General features: G+C 70.5%; 16 protein-coding genes. 14 read left to right on the forward strand and 2 right to left on the reverse strand.

What is annotated here, in order from left to right; translation table 11 throughout:
- Positions 1-51 precede the first annotated feature (51 nt).
- From OG552_RS21310 to nuoN, 13 genes are all read left to right on the forward strand, one after another.
- Entirely contained in the window at positions 52-606 is a 555-nt protein-coding gene (locus tag OG552_RS21310) for a NuoB/complex I 20 kDa subunit family protein (protein ID WP_329135281.1), read from the forward strand.
- On the forward strand, positions 603-1,322 hold the full coding sequence (locus OG552_RS21315; protein ID WP_329135283.1) for an NADH-quinone oxidoreductase subunit C: 720 nt from the start codon (positions 603-605) through the stop codon (positions 1,320-1,322). The genes OG552_RS21310 and OG552_RS21315 overlap by 4 nt, the downstream gene beginning before the upstream one ends.
- Entirely contained in the window at positions 1,322-2,668 is a 1,347-nt protein-coding gene (locus tag OG552_RS21320; RefSeq protein WP_329135285.1) for an NADH-quinone oxidoreductase subunit D, read from the forward strand. The genes OG552_RS21315 and OG552_RS21320 overlap by 1 nt, the downstream gene beginning before the upstream one ends.
- Positions 2,665-3,582 (forward strand): NADH-quinone oxidoreductase subunit NuoE, encoded by a 918-nt coding sequence (gene nuoE / locus OG552_RS21325; protein ID WP_329135287.1) that lies wholly within the window; start codon positions 2,665-2,667, stop codon positions 3,580-3,582. The genes OG552_RS21320 and nuoE overlap by 4 nt, the downstream gene beginning before the upstream one ends.
- A complete protein-coding gene (gene nuoF, locus OG552_RS21330; protein WP_329135289.1) occupies positions 3,582-4,916 on the forward strand; it encodes an NADH-quinone oxidoreductase subunit NuoF in 1,335 nt (444 codons plus the stop codon). Before nuoE ends, nuoF begins: the two co-directional genes overlap by 1 nt.
- Positions 4,913-7,405, forward strand: coding sequence for an NADH-quinone oxidoreductase subunit G (locus OG552_RS21335; protein ID WP_329135291.1), 2,493 nt, complete (start codon positions 4,913-4,915; stop codon positions 7,403-7,405). The genes nuoF and OG552_RS21335 overlap by 4 nt, the downstream gene beginning before the upstream one ends.
- Positions 7,406-7,490: 85 nt before the next feature.
- Positions 7,491-8,870 (forward strand): NADH-quinone oxidoreductase subunit NuoH, encoded by a 1,380-nt coding sequence (gene nuoH, locus OG552_RS21340; RefSeq protein ID WP_329135293.1) that lies wholly within the window; start codon positions 7,491-7,493, stop codon positions 8,868-8,870.
- Complete coding sequence (gene nuoI / locus OG552_RS21345; protein ID WP_329135295.1) at positions 8,863-9,501, forward strand: NADH-quinone oxidoreductase subunit NuoI; 639 nt, start codon at positions 8,863-8,865, stop codon at positions 9,499-9,501. The genes nuoH and nuoI overlap by 8 nt, the downstream gene beginning before the upstream one ends.
- Positions 9,498-10,394 (forward strand): NADH-quinone oxidoreductase subunit J, encoded by an 897-nt coding sequence (locus OG552_RS21350; protein WP_329135297.1) that lies wholly within the window; start codon positions 9,498-9,500, stop codon positions 10,392-10,394. The genes nuoI and OG552_RS21350 overlap by 4 nt, the downstream gene beginning before the upstream one ends.
- Positions 10,391-10,690 carry an NADH-quinone oxidoreductase subunit NuoK gene (gene nuoK / locus OG552_RS21355; RefSeq protein ID WP_329135299.1) on the forward strand — a complete coding sequence of 100 codons (300 nt, stop codon included), beginning with the start codon at positions 10,391-10,393 and terminating at the stop codon, positions 10,688-10,690. Before OG552_RS21350 ends, nuoK begins: the two co-directional genes overlap by 4 nt.
- A gap of 14 nt (positions 10,691-10,704) precedes the next feature.
- Positions 10,705-12,609: an NADH-quinone oxidoreductase subunit L gene (gene nuoL / locus OG552_RS21360; protein WP_329135301.1), complete on the forward strand. Its 1,905-nt coding sequence runs from the start codon at positions 10,705-10,707 to the stop codon at positions 12,607-12,609.
- A 6-nt stretch (positions 12,610-12,615) separates the two neighbouring features.
- Positions 12,616-14,211, forward strand: coding sequence for an NADH-quinone oxidoreductase subunit M (locus OG552_RS21365; RefSeq protein WP_329135303.1), 1,596 nt, complete (start codon positions 12,616-12,618; stop codon positions 14,209-14,211).
- On the forward strand, positions 14,208-15,875 hold the full coding sequence (nuoN, locus tag OG552_RS21370; protein ID WP_329135305.1) for an NADH-quinone oxidoreductase subunit NuoN: 1,668 nt from the start codon (positions 14,208-14,210) through the stop codon (positions 15,873-15,875). The genes OG552_RS21365 and nuoN overlap by 4 nt, the downstream gene beginning before the upstream one ends.
- A gap of 85 nt (positions 15,876-15,960) precedes the next feature.
- Here the strand turns inward: nuoN and OG552_RS21375 are convergent, their stop codons facing one another.
- Positions 15,961-16,527, reverse strand: coding sequence for a TetR/AcrR family transcriptional regulator (locus tag OG552_RS21375; RefSeq protein WP_329135307.1), 567 nt, complete (start codon positions 16,525-16,527; stop codon positions 15,961-15,963).
- Between the two features lie 122 nt (positions 16,528-16,649).
- On the opposite strand from OG552_RS21375, the gene OG552_RS21380 reads away from it, so the two are divergent.
- Entirely contained in the window at positions 16,650-17,579 is a 930-nt protein-coding gene (locus tag OG552_RS21380) for an SDR family oxidoreductase (protein ID WP_329135309.1), read from the forward strand.
- 32 nt (positions 17,580-17,611) lie between these two features.
- Here the strand turns inward: OG552_RS21380 and OG552_RS21385 are convergent, their stop codons facing one another.
- Positions 17,612-18,421, reverse strand: a complete 810-nt coding sequence (locus OG552_RS21385; RefSeq protein WP_329135312.1) for a class I SAM-dependent methyltransferase — start codon at positions 18,419-18,421, stop codon at positions 17,612-17,614.
- Positions 18,422-18,424: the final 3 nt, after the last annotated feature.

Below are 18,424 nucleotides of genomic sequence, written 5' to 3' on the forward strand. Positions count from 1 at the left end.
GGGGACTAGGGAACCGGGACCAGGGGACCGAAGGGGACCAGGAGCCAACGCATGGGTATCGAAGAGAAACTGCCGAGCGGATTCCTGCTCACATCGGTGGAGACCGCGGCGGGATGGGTACGTAAGGCGTCGGTCTTCCCGGCCACCTTCGGCCTCGCCTGCTGCGCCATCGAGATGATGACCACCGGCGCCGGGCGGTACGACATGGCCCGGTTCGGCATGGAGGTCTTCCGCGGTTCGCCGCGGCAGGCCGACCTGATGATCGTGGCGGGCCGGGTGAGCCAGAAGATGGCGCCGGTGCTGCGGCAGGTCTACGACCAGATGCCGAACCCCAAGTGGGTCATCTCGATGGGTGTCTGCGCCTCCAGCGGCGGGATGTTCAACAACTACGCGATCGTGCAGGGCGTCGACCACATCGTGCCGGTCGACATCTACCTGCCCGGCTGCCCGCCGCGTCCGGAGATGCTGCTCGACGCGATCCTCAAGCTGCACGAGAAGATCCAGCACACCAAGCTCGGCGTGAACCAGGTGGAGGCCGCCCGCGAGGCGGAGCAGGCCGCACTGAAGGCGCTCCCCACGATCGAGATGAAGGGGCTCCTGCGGTGAGTGAGGCGACTCCCAGGAACGGTGAGAATCTGCCCGGGCAGCGCACGGAGGGTGCCGGGGAGGTGATCGGTGTCCGGCACGGCATGTTCGGTGCCAACAACGGCGGCGACACCTCCGGTTACGGCGGCCTGGTCCGTACCGTCCGGCTGCCCGGCGCGAGCTCACGGCCGTACGGCGACCCCTTCGACGAGATCGCCGACGAGCTGGAAGGCGCGCTGGACGAGCAGGGCCTGCCGCCGGCCGAGGCGATCGAGAAGACCGTGGTGGACCGCGGCGAGCTCACCTTCCACATCGCCCGCGAACACCTCGTCACCGTCGCCAGGACGCTCCGCGACGACCCCGCGCTCCGCTTCGAACTGTGCACCGGCGTCAGCGGCGTGCACTACCCCGGCGACCAGGGCCGCGAGCTGCATGCCGTCTACCACCTGCGGTCGATCACCCACACCCGGCTGATCCGGCTGGAGGTCAGCGTCTCCGACGCCGACCCGCACATCCCGTCGCTGGTCGCGGTGTACCCGACCAACGACTGGCACGAGCGCGAGACGTACGACTTCTTCGGGATCGTCTTCGACGGCCACCCGGCGCTGACCCGGATCATGATGCCGGACGACTGGCCCGGCCACCCGCAGCGCAAGGACTACCCGCTCGGCGGCATCCCCGTCGAGTACAAGGGCGCCCAGATCCCGGCTCCCGACCAGCGGAGGTCGTACAGCTGATGAGCAGCACACAGAGCACCCCCCACGCGCCCGCCCAGGCAGAGGAGCGGGAGACCACCGAGGGCCGGGTCTTCACGGTCACCGGCGGCGACTGGGACGAACTCGCCGAGACCGTCGGCCGCTCCGACGACGAGCGGATCATCGTCAACATGGGCCCGCAGCACCCGTCCACCCACGGTGTGCTGCGGCTGATCCTGGAGATCGACGGCGAGACGGTCACCGAGGCCCGCTCCGGCATCGGCTATCTGCACACCGGCATCGAGAAGAACATGGAGTTCCGGACGTGGACCCAGGGGTCCACCTTCGTGACGCGCATGGACTACCTGACGCCGCTGTTCAACGAGACGGCGTACTGCCTGGCCGTGGAGAAGCTGCTCGGCATCACCGACCAGATCCCGGACCGGGCCACCGTGATCCGGGTGCTGCTGATGGAGCTCAACCGGATCTCCTCGCACCTGGTCGCCATCGCCACCGGCGGCATGGAGCTGGGCGCCACCACGATCATGATCTACGGCTTCCGTGACCGCGAGATGATCCTGGACATCTTCGAACTGGTCACCGGCCTGCGGATGAACCACGCCTACGTCCGGCCCGGCGGCCTCGCCCAGGACCTGCCGCCCGGCGCGGTGGACCAGGTGCGGGAATTCGTGAAGAAGTTCCGCAAGAACCTGCCGGAGTACGACAAGCTCGCCACCGGCAACCCGATCTTCAAGGGCCGGATGCAGGACGTCGGTTACCTGGACCTGACCGGCTGCATGGCGCTCGGCGCCACCGGCCCGATCCTGCGGGCCGCAGGACTGCCGCACGACCTGCGCAAGGCCGACCCGTACTGCGGTTACGAGACCTACGACTTCGATATCCCGACCGCCGACACCTGTGACTCCTACGGCCGCTTCCTGGTCCGGCTGCAGGAGATGCGCGAGAGCCTGCGGATCGTCGAACAGTGCCTGGACCGGCTGGCGCCGGGACCGGTGATGGTCGCGGACAAGAAGATCGCCTGGCCGGCCCAACTGGCCCTCGGCCCGGACGGCATGGGCAACTCCCTCGACCACATCAAGCAGATCATGGGCACCTCGATGGAGGCCCTGATCCACCACTTCAAGCTCGTCACCGAGGGATTCCGGGTCCCGCCGGGCCAGGCGTACTCCTCGGTGGAGTCCGCCAAGGGCGAGCTGGGGGTGCACGTGGTCAGCGACGGCGGCACGCGCCCCTACCGGGTCCACTTCCGGGACCCCTCCTTCACCAACCTGCAGAGCATGGCCGCGATGTGCGAAGGCGGCCAGGTCGCCGACGTCATCGTCGCGGTGGCATCCATCGACCCCGTGATGGGAGGTGTCGACCGATGACCGACGTGGTCCTGGGTATCCCCGAGCTGCCCGCGCCCGACTTCCCGGCCGACGTCCGGGCCCGGCTGGAGACCGACGCAAAGGAGGTGATCGCCCGCTATCCCGGCTCGCGCAGCGCCCTGCTGCCGCTGCTGCACCTGGTGCAGTCGGAGGAAGGGTTCGTCTCCCGCACCGGCATCCGGTTCTGCGCCGAGCAACTGGACCTCACCACCGCCGAGGTGACCGCGGTCGCCACCTTCTACACGATGTACCGGCGCAAGCCCTCGGGCGACTACCAGGTCGGGGTCTGCACCAACACGCTGTGCGCGGTGATGGGCGGCGACGCGATCTTCGACGAGCTCAAGCAGCACCTCGGCGTCGGCAACGACGAGACCACCGAGGACGGCAAGGTCACCCTCGAACACATCGAGTGCAACGCGGCCTGCGACTTCGCCCCCGTGGTGATGATCAACTGGGAGTTCTTCGACAACCAGACCCCGCAGTCCGCCAAGCAGCTCGTGGACGACCTGATCGCCGGCCGCGAGGTCCGCCCCACCCGCGGCGCCCCGCTCTGCTCGTACAAGGAGACCGCCCGCATCCTGGCCGGCTTCCCCGACGAGCGCGAAGGCGCCAACGAGGCCTCCGGCGGCGCCGGTCCCGCCTCGCTGGCCGGGCTGAAGCTGCACCGCGGGGACGCGACCGCGGCCCGGGTGGTCGGCCAGCGCGGCTCCGCGCCGCAGGACGACGCGGGCACCTACGACACCGCGACCTCGCCGTCGCCCGCCGAGCACGCCAGCTCGCACGACGCGCCCGCGCAGACCGCGGCGTCCGACCCGGCGCATCCCTCGGACGCGGTCGCCGAGCCCCCCGCCGCCGGCGGTGGCGCCTCCGCCCGTGAGCCCCGCAACAGCAGTGCCACCGAGGAGGGCGAGTGATGACGGTCGAACCGGCAGAGAAGCTGCTCGCGCCCGTACTGTCGGCGTTCTGGGACGACCCGCGGTCATGGACGCTCGACACCTACCGCAGGCACGAGGGTTACGAGGGGCTGACCAAGGCGCTCGCCATGGCCCCCGACGACCTGATCGCCTATGTGAAGGACGCCGGGCTGCGCGGCCGTGGCGGCGCCGGTTTCCCCACCGGGATGAAGTGGCAGTTCATCCCGCAGGGCGACGGCAAGCCGCACTACCTCGTGGTCAACGCGGACGAGTCCGAGCCCGGGACCTGCAAGGACATCCCGCTGCTCTTCGCCAATCCGCACGCGCTCATCGAGGGCATCGTGATCGCCTGCTACGCGATCCGCTCCAGCCACGCTTTCATCTACCTCCGCGGTGAGGTGGTCCCGGTGCTGCGCCGGCTGCACGAAGCGGTCCGCGAGGCATACGAGGCCGGTTACCTCGGCAAGGACATCAAGGGCAGCGGCTTCGACCTGGAACTCACCGTGCACGCCGGCGCCGGCGCCTACATCTGCGGTGAGGAGACCGCGCTGCTGGACTCCCTGGAGGGCCGGCGCGGCCAGCCGAGGCTCCGGCCGCCCTTCCCCGCCGTGGAGGGGCTCTACGCCTGCCCCACCGTGGTGAACAACGTGGAGTCCATCGCCTCGGTTCCCGCGATCCTGCAGCGCGGGAAGGAGTGGTTCAAGTCGATGGGCAGCGAGAAGTCCCCCGGCTTCACCCTCTACTCGCTCTCCGGCCACGTCGCCCGCCCCGGCCAGTACGAGGCGCCGCTCGGCATCACGCTGCGGCAGCTCCTCGACATGAGCGGCGGGATGCGCCCCGGGCACCAGCTGAAGTTCTGGACCCCCGGCGGCTCCTCCACCCCGATGTTCACCGACGAGCACCTCGACGTCCCCCTCGACTACGAAGGGGTCGGCGCGGCCGGTTCGATGCTCGGCACCAAGGCACTCCAGTGCTTCGACGAGACGACCTGCGTGGTGCGGGCCGTCACCCGGTGGACCGAGTTCTACGCCCACGAGTCGTGCGGCAAATGCACCCCGTGCCGTGAGGGCACCTACTGGCTGGTCCAGCTGCTCCGTGACATCGAGGCCGGCAAGGGCCGGCCGGAAGACCTCGACAAGCTCAACGACATCGCCGACAACATCAACGGCAAGTCCTTCTGCGCGCTCGGCGACGGCGCCGCCGCCCCGATCTTCTCCTCGCTCAAGTACTTCCGCGCGGAGTACGAGGAGCACATCGAGCGCAAGGGCTGCCCCTTCGACCCGGCCCGCTCCACCGCCTGGGCCGACAAGTCCCGTACGGAGGCCCACGCGTGACTGTCACTACCAGCGCACCCTCCGGAGGAGGGGCGGCGGTGCCCCCGGACGATCTGATCGCCGTCACCATCGACGGCATCGCGATCTCCGTCCCCAAGGGCACCTTGGTCATCAGGGCCGCCGAAATGCTCGGCATCGAGGTGCCGCGCTTCTGCGACCACCCGCTGCTCGACCCGGTCGGCGCCTGCCGCCAGTGCATCGTGGAGATCGAGGGGCAGCGCAAGCCCGTCGCCTCCTGCACCATCACCTGCACCGACGGGATGGTGATCTCCACCCAGCTCTCCTCGCCGGTCGCCAAGAAGGCGCAGCGCGGGGTGATGGAGCTGCTGCTGATCAACCACCCGCTGGACTGCCCGGTCTGCGACAAGGGCGGCGAGTGCCCGCTGCAGAACCAGGCGATGGCGGTCGGCGACCCGGACTCCCGGTTCGAGGGCAAGAAGCGCACCTACGAGAAGCCGGTGCCGATCTCGGCGCAGGTGCTGCTGGACCGCGAGCGGTGCGTGCTCTGCGCGCGCTGCACCCGCTTCAGCCAGCAGATCGCCGGCGACCCGATGATCGAGCTGCTGGAGCGCGGGGCGCTGCAGCAGGTCGGCATCGGCGAGGGCGACCCCTTCGAGTCGTACTTCTCCGGCAACACCATCCAGATCTGCCCGGTGGGCGCGCTCACCTCGGCCGCGTACCGCTTCCGCTCCCGGCCGTTCGACCTGGTGTCGTCGCCGTCGGTGTGCGAGCACTGCGCAGGCGGCTGCGCCACCAGGACCGACCACCGCCGCGGCAAGGTGATGCGGCGGCTGGCCGGCAACGACCCGGAGGTCAATGAGGAGTGGCTGTGCGACAAGGGCCGCTTCGGCTTCCGGTACGCGCAGCGGCCGGACCGGATCGCGCACCCGCTGGTCCGCAACGCCGAGGGTGAACTGGTCGCCGCCTCCTGGACCGAGGCGCTGGCCGCCGCGGCGGCCGGGCTGACCGCGGCGCACGGCCGGGCGGCGGTGCTGACCGGGGGCCGGCTCACCATCGAGGACTCCTACGCCTACGCGAAGTTCGCCCGGGTGGTGCTCGGCACCAACGACGTGGACTTCCGGGCCCGCGCCCACTCCGCCGAGGAGGCCGACTTCCTGGCCGCCGCGGTCGCCGGACGGGGCGTCGACCTGGGCGGCACCCCGCGCGGGGGCGGACCGGCGATCACCAACCGGCTGCTGGAGAAGGCACCGGCCGTCCTGCTCGCCGGACTTGAGGCCGAAGAGGAGGCCCCCGGGGTCTTCCTGCGGCTGCGCAAGGCGCACCGCAAGTTCAAGCAGCAGACCTACGCGCTCGCCACGCACACCACCCGCGGCCTGGAGAAGGCCGGCGGCATCCTGCTGCCGGCGGCTCCCGGCACCGAACCGGAGTGGCTGGACGCGCTGGCCGGCGGTGTGGGCCTGGACGAGGCAGGACAGCTGGCGGGCGAGGCGCTGCGCGCCGAGGGCTCGGTGATCCTGGTCGGCGAGCGGCTGGCCGCGGTGCCCGGCGCGCTGACCGCGGCGCTCCGGCTGGCCACCGCGACCGGCGCGAAACTGGCCTGGGTCCCGCGCCGGGCCGGCGAGCGGGGCGCGGTCGAGGCGGGCGCGCTGCCCGGGCTGCTGCCCGGCGGCCGGCCGGTCACCGACCCGCGGGGCCGCGACGAGGTGGCCCGGATCTGGGGCCTGCCCACGCTGCCCACCCGGTTCGGCCGGGACACCGGTCAGATCATCGAGGCGGCGGCGACCGGCGAACTGGCCGCACTCGTCGTCGGCGGCGTCGAGGTGGCCGACCTGCCGGACCCGGCCAGGGCCCGGCAGGCCCTGGACGCGGTGGGCTTCCTGGTCAGCCTGGAGCAGCGGCCCAGCGAGGTCACCGAGCGCGCCGATGTGGTGCTGCCGGTCGCCGCGGTGGTCGAGAAGTCCGGTGCCTTCCTCAACTGGGAGGGCAGAATGCGGCCGTTCGAGGCCGCGATCAAGCCGGACCAGGCGACCACCCGGCACCAGCTGCCGGACGCCCGGGTGCTGACGATGCTCGCCGACGCCCTCGATGTGGCGCTTGGCCTGTCCGAGGTACGGCAGGCGCGCGCCGAACTCGACCGCCTCTCCGGCTGGTCGGGCACGTACGCCGACGGGCCGGCCGAGACGTCCGTACCGCTGCCGCGGCCCGAGTCCGGTCAGGCGGTGCTCGCCGGACACCGGCTGCTGCTCGACCAGGGCCTGCTGCAGCAGGGCGACGACGCGCTCGCCGACACCCGGCACGCGGCCGTCGCCCGCATCTCGGCCACCACGGCCGCGGAGGTCGGCGCCACCGACGGCGAACCGCTGACCGTCAGCGGCCCGGCGGGCATCGTCACGCTGCCGCTGGCCGTCACCCCGATGCCGGACCGGGTGGTGTGGCTGCCGCTCAACTCGGCCGGAGGCGGCGTGGCGTCCGACACCGGCGTCCGCCCCGGACAGGTCGTCGGCATCCGCCCGGAGGTGGCCGAATGAACGTCCTGAGGCCGGCCCGGCGCCGCCCGACCAGCCCCTCGCGGCCGCACTGCGTCGCGGCGGCCAAGTGTGCGGAGGCACAGTCATGAGAGTGTCGCTCGCGGCCACCACCGAGAACCTGTCGTTCTTCGGGAACGACGTGTGGTGGCTGATCATCCTCAAGGCCGTCTTCTGCTTCGCCTTCGCGATGCTGACCGTGCTCTTCTCCATCGTGTGGGAGCGCAAGGTCGTCGCATGGATGCAGTTGCGCATCGGCCCCAACCGGCACGGCCCGTGGGGCATGCTCCAGTCGCTCGCCGACGGCGTCAAGCTGATGCTGAAGGAGGACCTGCTGGTCAAGCGGGCGGACAAGGTGGTGTTCATCCTCGCGCCGATCGTCGCGGCGATCCCCGCCTTCATGTCCTTCGCGGTGATCCCCTTCGGCCCGGCCGACAACGAGGTCTCCATCTTCGGCCAGCGCACCGCGCTGCAGCTCACCGACCTGCCGATCGGCATCCTCTTCATCCTGGCCACCGCGTCGGTCGGCATCTACGGCATCGTGCTGGCCGGCTGGTCGTCCGGCTCCACCTACCCGCTGCTCGGCGGCCTGCGCGCGTCGGCCCAGATGATCTCCTACGAGATCGCGATGGGCCTGTCCTTCGCGGCGGTGTTCCTCTACTCCGGCTCGATGTCGACCTCGACCATCGTCCAGGCACAGCACGACCGCTGGTACGTGATCCTGCTGCCGGTGTCGTTCCTGATCTACATCTGCACGATGATCGGCGAGACCAACCGCGCCCCCTTCGACATGCCCGAGTCCGAGGGCGACCTGGTCGGCGGCTTCAACACCGAGTACAGCTCGATCAAGTTCGCGCTCTTCATGCTCGCCGAGTACGTCAACATGGTGACCGTCTCCGCGGTCGCCACCACCCTCTTCCTCGGCGGCTGGCGGGCCCCCTGGCCGGTCAGCACCTTCTGGGAGGGAGCGAACCACGGCTGGTGGCCGATGCTCTGGTTCGTCATCAAGGTCCAGTTGCTGCTCTTCTTCTTCATCTGGCTGCGCGGCACCCTGCCCCGGGTCCGCTACGACCAGCTGATGAAGCTCGGCTGGAAGGTGCTCATCCCGGTCTCCATGGTCTGGCTGATGCTGGTGGCCGCGGTCCGCGCGATGCGCAACGAGGACTACAGCTTCACCAGGATCGTCCTCTATGTGGCCGGCGCGGTGCTCGTGCTGCTGCTGATCTCGCTGCTGGTCGACCTCTTCAGGGACCGCGACGAGAAGAAGAAGGGCAGCGGCGGCGCGCTCGCGCCACCGGAACGGTTCGACCCGATGGCCGGTGGTTTCCCCGTACCACCGCTGCCGGGACAGCAGGCGGAGCGGGTGCCGCGGCGCCCCAGCCGGGCGCAGCCCCAACTCGTGGGCGCATCAGGCCCGTCCGGCACGCAATCCGCCGGCACGGAGAAGGAGGAGGACGGCGATGCCTGAGTTCCTTGGTCCGGTCGCAGGCTTCGGCGTGACCTTCAAGGCCATGTTCAAGAAGCGGCTGACCGAGCAGTACCCGGAGTACAAGAAGCCGACCGCACCCCGGTTCCACGGGCGCCACCAGCTCAACCGGCACCCGGACGGCCTGGAGAAGTGCATCGGCTGCGAACTGTGCGCCTGGGCCTGCCCGGCCGACGCGATCTACGTGGAAGGCGCGGACAACACCGAGGAGGAGCGGTACTCCCCCGGTGAGCGGTACGGCCGCGTCTACCAGATCAACTACGCCCGCTGCATCCTGTGCGGCCTGTGCATCGAGGCGTGCCCGACCCGGGCCCTGACGATGACCAACGAGTACGAACTCGCCGACCGGACCCGCGAGTCGCTGATCTTCACCAAGGAGCAGCTGCTGGCCGGCCTGGAGGAGGGCATGGTCGAGTCGCCGCACTCGATCTTCCCGGGCATGGACGAGGGCGACTACTACCGCGGCGCGGTGACCGAGGCGGCGCCCGGGACCGTACGGCAGGTGGCGGTCTCCAAGGGCGAGAAGCCGGATGAGTCCGTCGACGCGCCCGCGCCCGAGGTCGTACCGGCGCCCGGCGGCTCCGCGCCGGCCGGAACCGGGGAGGAAGTATGAACACGATCACCGCCGCGTCCCAGACCTCCACCGGCGAGGCGGTCCAGTTCTGGATCCTCGCCGTGGTGGCGGTGCTGGGCGCGCTCGGCACGGTGCTGATGAAGAAGTCCGTGCACAGCGCGCTGTCGCTGGCCGGCACCATGATCATCCTCGCGGTGTTCTACCTCGCCCAGGGCGCCTACTTCCTGGGCGTCGTACAGATCGTCGTCTACACCGGCGCGATCATGATGCTCTTCCTCTTCGTGGTCATGCTGGTCGGCATCACCGCCGCCGACTCCCTCAAGGAGACGCTCAAGGGCCAGCGGTGGATGGCCGCGCTCTGCGGGCTCGGCTTCGGCATCCTGCTGATCGCCGGCATCGCCAACGCCTCGCTTGACACCTTCACCGGCACCGGCCAGGCCAACGCCCAGGCCGGCGGCAACGTCCAGGGCCTGGCGAAGCTGCTCTTCACCAACTACGTGTGGGCGTTCGAGATCACCGGCGCCCTGCTGATCACCGCGGCGATCGGCGCGATGGTGCTCACCCACCGGGAGCGCACCGAGGAGCGCCAGACGCAGCGTCAGCAGGCCGAGGCCCGCGTGCGCGCCGGACTGCAGGTCACGCCGCTGCCCGCGCCGGGCACCTACGCCCGGCACAACGCGGTGGACATCCCGGCGCTGCTGCCGGACGGCACCATCTCCGAGCTGTCGGTCAGCACCACGCTGCGCCGGCGCGGCCAGATCCGCGATGTGTCCGACGACGCGATGCGCCGGCTGGCGGCACTGGAACAGCGCTCGGAGGAGTGGCTGGAGCGGGACGAACCGGAGCGGCCGGTGCTGCTGGAACGTGAGGACACCGACCGTGCGGCCGACCGGGTCAGGGACGCCGACCGGGCCGAGGAGGGCGCCAAGTGAATCCCGCCAACTACCTGTACCTGTCGGCTCTGTTGTTCACCATCGGTGCGGCAGGGGTGCTGATCCGGAAGAACGCCATCGTGGTCTTCATGTGCATCGAGCTGATGCTGAACGCCTGCAACCTGGCGTTCGTCACCTTCTCGCGGCTGCACGGCAACCTCGACGGGCAGGTGATCGCCTTCTTCACGATGGTGGTGGCCGCCGCCGAGGTCGTGGTGGGACTCGCGATCATCGTGTCGATCTTCCGTTCGCGCCACTCGGCCTCGGTCGACGACGCCAATCTGATGAAGCTGTAGAGGGGCTGCGGACAGTGGAAACCCTGATCGGCCTTGTGATCGCGGCGCCGCTGCTCGGCGCGGCCGTCCTGCTGACCGGCGGCCGGCGGCTCGACCGCACCGGCCACCTGCTCGGCACCCTGCTCGCGCTGGTGTCCTTCGTCTTCGGTGCGGTGCTCTTCGCCGACATGCTGGGCAAGGACGCGGACGCCCGCGCGCTGCACTCGCACCTGTTCACCTGGGTGCCGGTCGAAGGCTTCCGGGCCGACGTCGGCTTCCAGCTGGACCAGTTGTCGATGACGTTCGTGCTGCTGATCACCGGTGTGGGCACGCTGATCCACATCTACTCGATCGGCTACATGAAGGAGGACGAGCGGCGCCGGCGGTTCTTCGGCTACCTCAACCTCTTCCTCGCCGCGATGCTGCTGCTGGTGCTCGCCGACAACTACCTGCTGCTCTACGCCGGCTGGGAGGGCGTCGGCCTCGCCTCGTACCTGCTGATCGGGTTCTGGCAGCACAAGCCGAGCGCGGCGACCGCGGCGAAGAAGGCGTTCCTGGTCAACCGGGTCGGCGACATCGGCCTGTCGGTGGCGATCATGCTGATGTTCACCACCTTCGGCTCCTTCGCCTTCGGCGATGTGCTGCCGGCCGTCGGCCGGGCGCCCAGCGCCCAGCACGCGACGATCACCGGTATCGGCTTCATGCTGCTGCTGGCCGCCTGCGGCAAGTCGGCCCAGGTGCCGCTGCAGTCCTGGCTCGGCGACGCGATGGAGGGCCCGACCCCGGTCTCCGCCCTGATCCACGCGGCGACCATGGTGACCGCGGGCGTGTATCTGATCACCCGGTCCGGGGCGATCTTCAACGCGGCGCCCGACGCGCAGACGGCGGTGGTCACCGTCGGCGCGGTCACGCTCCTCTACGGTGCGATCGTCGGTTGCGCGAAGGACGACATCAAGAAGGCGCTGGCCGGCTCCACGATGTCGCAGATCGGCTACATGATCATGGCGGCCGGGCTCGGCCCGATCGGCTATGTCTTCGCGATCATGCACCTGGTCACGCACGGCTTCTTCAAGGCAGGGCTCTTCCTCGGCGCCGGTTCGGTCATGCACGGTATGAACGACGAGGTCGACATGCGGCGGTACGGCGGCCTGTACAAGGTCATGCCGATCACTTTCGTCACCTTCGGCCTCGGCTACCTGGCGATCATCGGCTTCCCGGGGCTGTCCGGCTTCTTCTCCAAGGACAAGATCATCGAGGCCGCCTTCGCCAAGGGCGGCGGCGAGGGCTGGATCCTCGGCACCTGCGCGCTGCTGGGCGCGGCGATCACCGCGTTCTACATGACCCGGGTGATGCTGATGACCTTCTTCGGCAAGAAGCGCTGGGTCCCGGACGCCGAAGGGCACGAACCGCACCCGCACGAGTCGCCCTCCACGATGACGATCCCGATGATCATCCTGGCGATCGGCTCGGTTTTCGCCGGCGCCGCCTTCAGCATCAACTCCTCGTTCCTGAAGTGGCTGGAGCCGGTCACCGGACACAGCGAGGGCGACTCGCCGGTCTCCGCCGGCACCGTCACCGCCGCCACCATGGTCGTGCTGGTCGTCGGGGTCGGCATCGCCTGGCTGATGTACGGCCGCCGGCCGGTGCCCGCGGTCGCGCCGCGCGGCAGTCTGCTCACCAAGGCCGCCCGCCGGGACCTGTTCCAGGACGACTTCAACCATGTCGTGCTGGTCCGCGGCGGCGAGCACCTCACCCGCTCGCTGGTCTACCTCGACCACTCCCTGGTCGACGGCGTCGTCAACGGCACCGCCGCCTCGGTCGGCGGCCTCTCCGGCCGTCTCCGCAAGCTGCAGAACGGCTACGTACGGTCGTACGCCGTCTCGATGCTCGGCGGCACCGCGGTGCTGGTCGCCGCGACTCTTCTCATGAGGGCGGTCTGATAGCTCATGTCGTTCCCATTCCTGACGGTGACCGCCGCCCTGCCCGCGGTCGGCGCCGTGGTCACGGCGGCGGTGCCCGCCGCCCAGCGGACCGCCGCCAAGTACACGGCGCTGGCCTTCTCACTCGGCACCCTGGTGCTCGCCATCGTGAACATGGCCCGGTTCTCGCCGGGCGGTGACCGCTACCAGTTCACCGAGTCGCACGCGTGGGTGAAGAGCTTCGGCCTGCGCTACGACCTCGGGGTGGACGGCATCGCGGTCGTCATGGTGGCGCTCACCGCGCTGCTGATCCCGTTCGTGATGATGGCCGGCTGGCACGACGCCGACACCCTCGAAGGGCCCGACCCCAACCGGCGCTGGCGCCCCACCCAGGGCTTCTTCGCGCTGATCCTGCTGGTCGAGGCGATGGTGGTGCTCTCCTTCGAGTCCACCGACGTCTTCCTCTTCTACATCTTCTTCGAAGCCATGCTGATCCCGATGTACTTCCTCATCGGCGGCTTCGGCGACCGCGCCCACGCGGGCGGCGAGGAGGAGGCGGCCCGGCAGCGTTCGTACGCGGCCGTGAAGTTCCTGCTCTACAACCTGGCCGGCGGTCTGATCATGCTGGCCGCGGTGATCGGGCTGTACGCGGCCACCGCCAAACAGCTCGGCACCGGCACCTTCTCGCTCCAGGAGATCATGGCCGCCCGCGCCTCGGGCAAGCTGGATCTGGCCACCTCCACCGAGCGGTGGCTCTTCCTCGGCTTCTTCTTCGCCTTCGCGGTGAAGGCGCCGCTGTGGCCGCTGCACACCTGGCTGCCGAACGCGATGGGCGAGTCGACCGCGCCGGTGGCCGTGCTGATCACCGCGGTGGTCGACAAGGTCGGCACCTTCGCGATGCTCCGCTTCTGCCTCCAGCTCTTCCCGGAGGCGTCCAAGTGGGCCACGCCGGTGATCCTGGTGCTTGCGGTGATCAGCATCATCTACGGCGCCCTGCTCGCCGTCGGCCAGCGCGACATCAAACGGCTGATCGCGTACGCCTCGGTGTCGCACTTCGGCTTCATCATCCTGGGCATCTTCGCGATGACCAGCCAGGGCCAGAGCGGCGCGACGCTCTACATGGTCAACCACGGCATCTCCACCGCCGCGCTGATGCTGGTGGCCGGCTTCCTGATCACCCGGCGCGGGTCGCGGCTCATCGCGGACTTCGGCGGGGTGCAGAAAGTGGCGCCGGTGCTGGCCGGCACCTTCCTGGTCGGCGGCCTCGCCACCCTGTCGCTGCCGGGGCTCGCCCCTTTCGTCAGCGAATTCCTGGTGCTGGTGGGCACGTTCAGCCGCTACCCGGTGCTGGGCATCATCGCGACACTCGGCATCGTGCTGGCCGCCCTCTACGTCCTGGTGCTGTACCAGCGGACGATGACCGGCCCGGTGAAGGCCGGCATCGAGGGCATGTCCGACCTCAAGGCACGTGAAGTCCTGGTGGTGGCACCGCTGATCGCGCTGCTGCTCTTCCTCGGCGTGTACCCGAAGCCGGTCACCGACATCGTCAACCCGTCGGTCCAGCACACGCTCTCCGACGTGCACAAGACCGACCCCAAGCCCCCGCTGGAGGCGAAGAAGTGAGCGCAGCCGCATCCGCCGCGCCGGGGAGCGCCGTCCACACCCTGTGGACGACGGCGGCCCCGGTCACGGACAAGATCCCCGCCCCGCACATCGAGTACTCCCAGCTCCTGCCGGTCCTGATCGTCTTCGGCGTGGCCCTGGTGGGCATCCTCGTCGAGGCGTTCGTACCGCGGAAGTCCCGGTACACCGCGCAGGTGGTGCTCGCGGTCGTCGGGCTGGCCGCCGCGTTCGCGGCCGTCGTCACGCTCGCCGAGAAGGGCTACGGCACCACCAAGGCGCACATCGCGGCGATGGGCGCGGTCGCGGTGGACGGGCCCGCGCTCTTCCTGCAGGGCACCATCCTGCTGGTCGCGATCGTGGCGGTCTTCACCTTCGCCGAACGCCGGCTCGACCCCAAGGCGCACGGCCGGCACGTCGACTCCTTCGCCGCGCAGGGCTCCGCCGTCCCCGGCGGGGACCAGGAACGGGCGGCCGTCCGGGCCGGGTTCGCCTCCACCGAGGTCTTCCCGCTGCTGCTCTTCGCGGTCGGCGGCATGCTGGTCTTCCCGGCCGCCAACGACCTGCTGACGCTCTTCGTGGCCCTTGAGGTCTTCTCGCTCCCGCTGTACATCCTGTGCGCGCTGGCCCGGCGCAACCGGCTGATGTCCCAGGAGGCGGCGGTCAAGTACTTCCTGCTCGGCGCCTTCTCCTCGGCCTTCCTGCTCTTCGGCATCGCGCTGCTCTACGGATACGCCGGCACGGTCTCCTACTCCGGGATCTCGTCGGTGATCGACGGCACCGCGAAGATGACGCCGGCGCTGGCCAGCACCACCGGGAACGACGCGCTGCTGCTGATCGGGCTGGCCATGGTCACGGTCGGACTGCTCTTCAAGGTCGGCGCGGTGCCCTTCCACATGTGGACTCCGGACGTCTACCAGGGCGCGCCGACGCCGGTCACCGGCTTCATGGCGGCGGCCACGAAGGTCGCCGCGTTCGGCGCCCTGCTGCGGCTGCTGTACGTGGTGCTGCCCGGCATGCGGTGGGACTGGCGGCCCGTCATGTGGGGCGTCGCCATCCTGACGATGGTGATCGGCGCGGTCATCGCGGTGACCCAGACCGATGTGAAGCGGCTGCTGGCGTACTCGTCGATCGCGCACGCGGGGTTCATCCTCGCCGGCGTCATCGCCACGAACCAGGACGGGGTGTCGTCGGTCCTCTTCTACCTGGCGGCCTACTCCTTCGTGACGCTGGGCGCCTTCGCGGTGGTGACGCTGGTGCGTGACGCGAACGGTGAGGCGACGCACCTGTCCCGCTGGGCCGGTCTGGGACGGCGGTCGCCGCTGGTGGCGGCGGTCTTCGCGGTCTTCCTGCTCGCCTTCGCCGGTATTCCGCTGACGTCGGGCTTCGCGGGGAAGTTCGCGGTGTTCAAGGCGGCGGCGGAGGGCGGCGCGATGCCGCTGGTCATCGTCGGTGTGATCTCCTCCGCGGTCGCGGCGTTCTTCTACGTCCGGGTGATCGTGCTGATGTTCTTCAGCGAGCCGAAGCCGGACGGGCCCTCGGTGGCCGTGCCGAGCGCCTTCACCTCCACGGCCATCGCCCTCGGTGTGGCCGTCACCCTCGTGCTGGGCCTGGCCCCCCAGTACTTCCTCGATCTGGCCGACAAGGCAGGCGTCTTCATCCGCTGAGCGGCGGTGCCGGCCGCACCCCGTTCCGCGCCGCTGCCCGGGTCCCCTCTTTTCCTCAGGGGGCCCGGGCGGCGACCTTTTCCGGTCAGCCGCCCGCGGTCACGGCCTTGAGTTCGTCGAGCGACTCGCGCATCAGCGGCGCCAGGTCCCGCTCGTTCGCCGCGTCGATCCAGCGGACGAAGGCGACCTTGAAGACCGCGGTCCCGGCCTCCGCGGTGAGACTCGCGGCCGGTTCCGGGACACCGCGGCGGCGCAGGGTGTCGGCGAGCGCCGCGGACAGGGTGGCGAGCTTGATCAGCTCGCGTTCCATGAGTTCGGCGTTGGCGGTGATGACGGCCTGCCGCTGCCGGGCGTGCGGGAGGCGGTCCTTGAAGACCTCGGCGACCGCGTCGAGGGCGACGGCCATCGCGTCGATCGGCGCCGCGGACTCGGGAGTCGCGGCGAGGGTCTCCACGAAGAGCTCCTGCAGTTGCGCCGCGCCGGCGAAGAGGACCTCGCGCTTGTCCGCGTAGTGCCGGAAGAACGTCCGCTCGGTCAGCCCCGCCCGCTTGGCGATCTCCGCGACCGTGGTCTGTTCGTACCCACGCTCCCCGTAGAGCTCCATCGCCGCGCGCTCAAGCCGCCCGCGCGCGTCCGGCTCCCATCGACCCATACCCGGATCCTACGTGATGGCAGCGACTGACATCGAGTGCTACGGTTGATGTCAGTTGCTGCCATCGGCTGTCAGGGGCCGCACCTGCCCTTCGGACAGCCGCCCGACCAGGAGGTTTTCCCATGCGTGTGTTCGTCACCGGCGCGTCCGGCTGGATCGGCTCCGCCGTCGTTCCCGAACTGATCGACGCCGGCCATCAGGTCGTCGGGCTGGCCCGCTCGGACGCCTCGGCCGCTGCCCTCACCGCGGCCGGGGCCGAGGTGGAGCGCGGAACCCTGGACAACCTCGACGTCCTTGGCGCCGTGGCCGCCGGGTCGGACGGTGTGATCCATCTCGCCTTCAAGCACGACATCGCCTTCTCGGGGGACTTCCAGGGCGCCGCCGACGCGGACCGCCGCGCCGTCGACACCCTCGGCGAGGCCCTCGCGGACTCCGGCCGGCCGTTCGTCATCGCCGCCGGGACACTCGGGCTCGCCCCGGGCCGGCTCGCGACGGAAGCGGACGGGCACGACGTCGCCGCGGCCTCGCACACCGGCGGCCCGCAGACCCGGATGGCCACCGCGGAGGCGGCGCTCGCCCTCGCGTCCCGTGGCGTCCGCTCGTCCGTGGTGCGGATCTCCCCGACGGCGCACGGCGACGGCGACAAGGGCTTCATGGCGGCCCTGGTCGCCATCGCCCGCGACAAGGGTGTCGCGGGCTACCTCGGCGACGGGTCCAACCGCTGGTCCGCGGTGCACCGGCTGGACGCCGCGCACCTCTTCCGCCTGGCGGTGGAGAAGGCTCCGGCGGGCTCCACCCTGCACGCGGTCGGCGACGAGGGCGTGCCGATCCGCGACATCGCCGAGGTGTTCGGCCGGCAGCTCGACCTCCCGGTGAAGCAGGTCGCGGCCGAGGACGCGGCCGGCCACTTCGGCTGGATGGCCGGTTTCATCGGCATCGACAGCCCGGCGTCGAACGTGCTGACCCGCGAGCTGCTGGGGTGGCGGCCCACCCGCCCCGGGCTCATCGCCGACCTGGAGCAGGGGCACTACTTCCGCCCGCGCACCGCGTGATCGGCCCCGTGGGCGGCCGGCCCGGCGCCGGCTCAGGGGCGGACGGCTGAGGCCAGCAAGGCCGTGTGCGGCAAAGCCAGCAGGCCCTGCGGCGTGCGGAACTCCGCTGCGAGGAGGTCGAAGTGGCGGCGGACGGAGGCGACGGTCTCGGGCGGCTGGGAGGCGATCAGCTGCCCGATGGAGGCGATCCCGCCCGCGGGGCCCTGCCACCACACCTCCGGGTCGACCACGTGATCCCACGCCAGGGTCGCGCAGACCGCCCCGGCGAACCCGGCCCCCTCCAGCAGCAGCGCGACCCCCTCCTGCGTCCGCGGGAAGTCGTCCGAAGGGTCGAGCGCGGGCAGGCCGGCCGGGCGTGGCACCCCCGCTGCCTGCACCGCCCGCCCGAAGAGCGCCTGCCCGGCGGCATGGGGTGACGTCCACAGCGTGAACGCGACCCGCCCCCCGGGCCGTACGACCCGCGCCACCTCGCGCAGGGCGACCAGCGGGCGCCCCACGTGATTGAGCACGAAATTCCCCACCACCGCATCGAAGTGCCCTTCGGGGAAGGGGAGTTCGGGCAGCGAGGCCAGCCGCACCACCGCCTCGGGCACGGCCTTGGCCGCCGCCTCCACCATCGACGGCTCCGCGTCCACCGCCGTCACCGCCGCCCCCCGGGCGCGGGCGGCCGCCGCGGCCGTCCCGGTACCGGTGCCGGCGTCCAGCACCCGGACCCCTTCCCGTACTCCGGCCGCGTCCAGCAGGTCCGCCACCGGATAGCCGCACAGCACCCCGTAGGTGCGCCCGTAGAGCTCGGCCTGCCCCGCCCACGCCCGCCGTTCGAAGGCATCGAAGATCGTCATACC

The sequence above is a fragment of the Streptomyces sp. NBC_01476 genome, assembly GCF_036227265.1.
GTDB lineage: Bacteria > Actinomycetota > Actinomycetes > Streptomycetales > Streptomycetaceae > Actinacidiphila.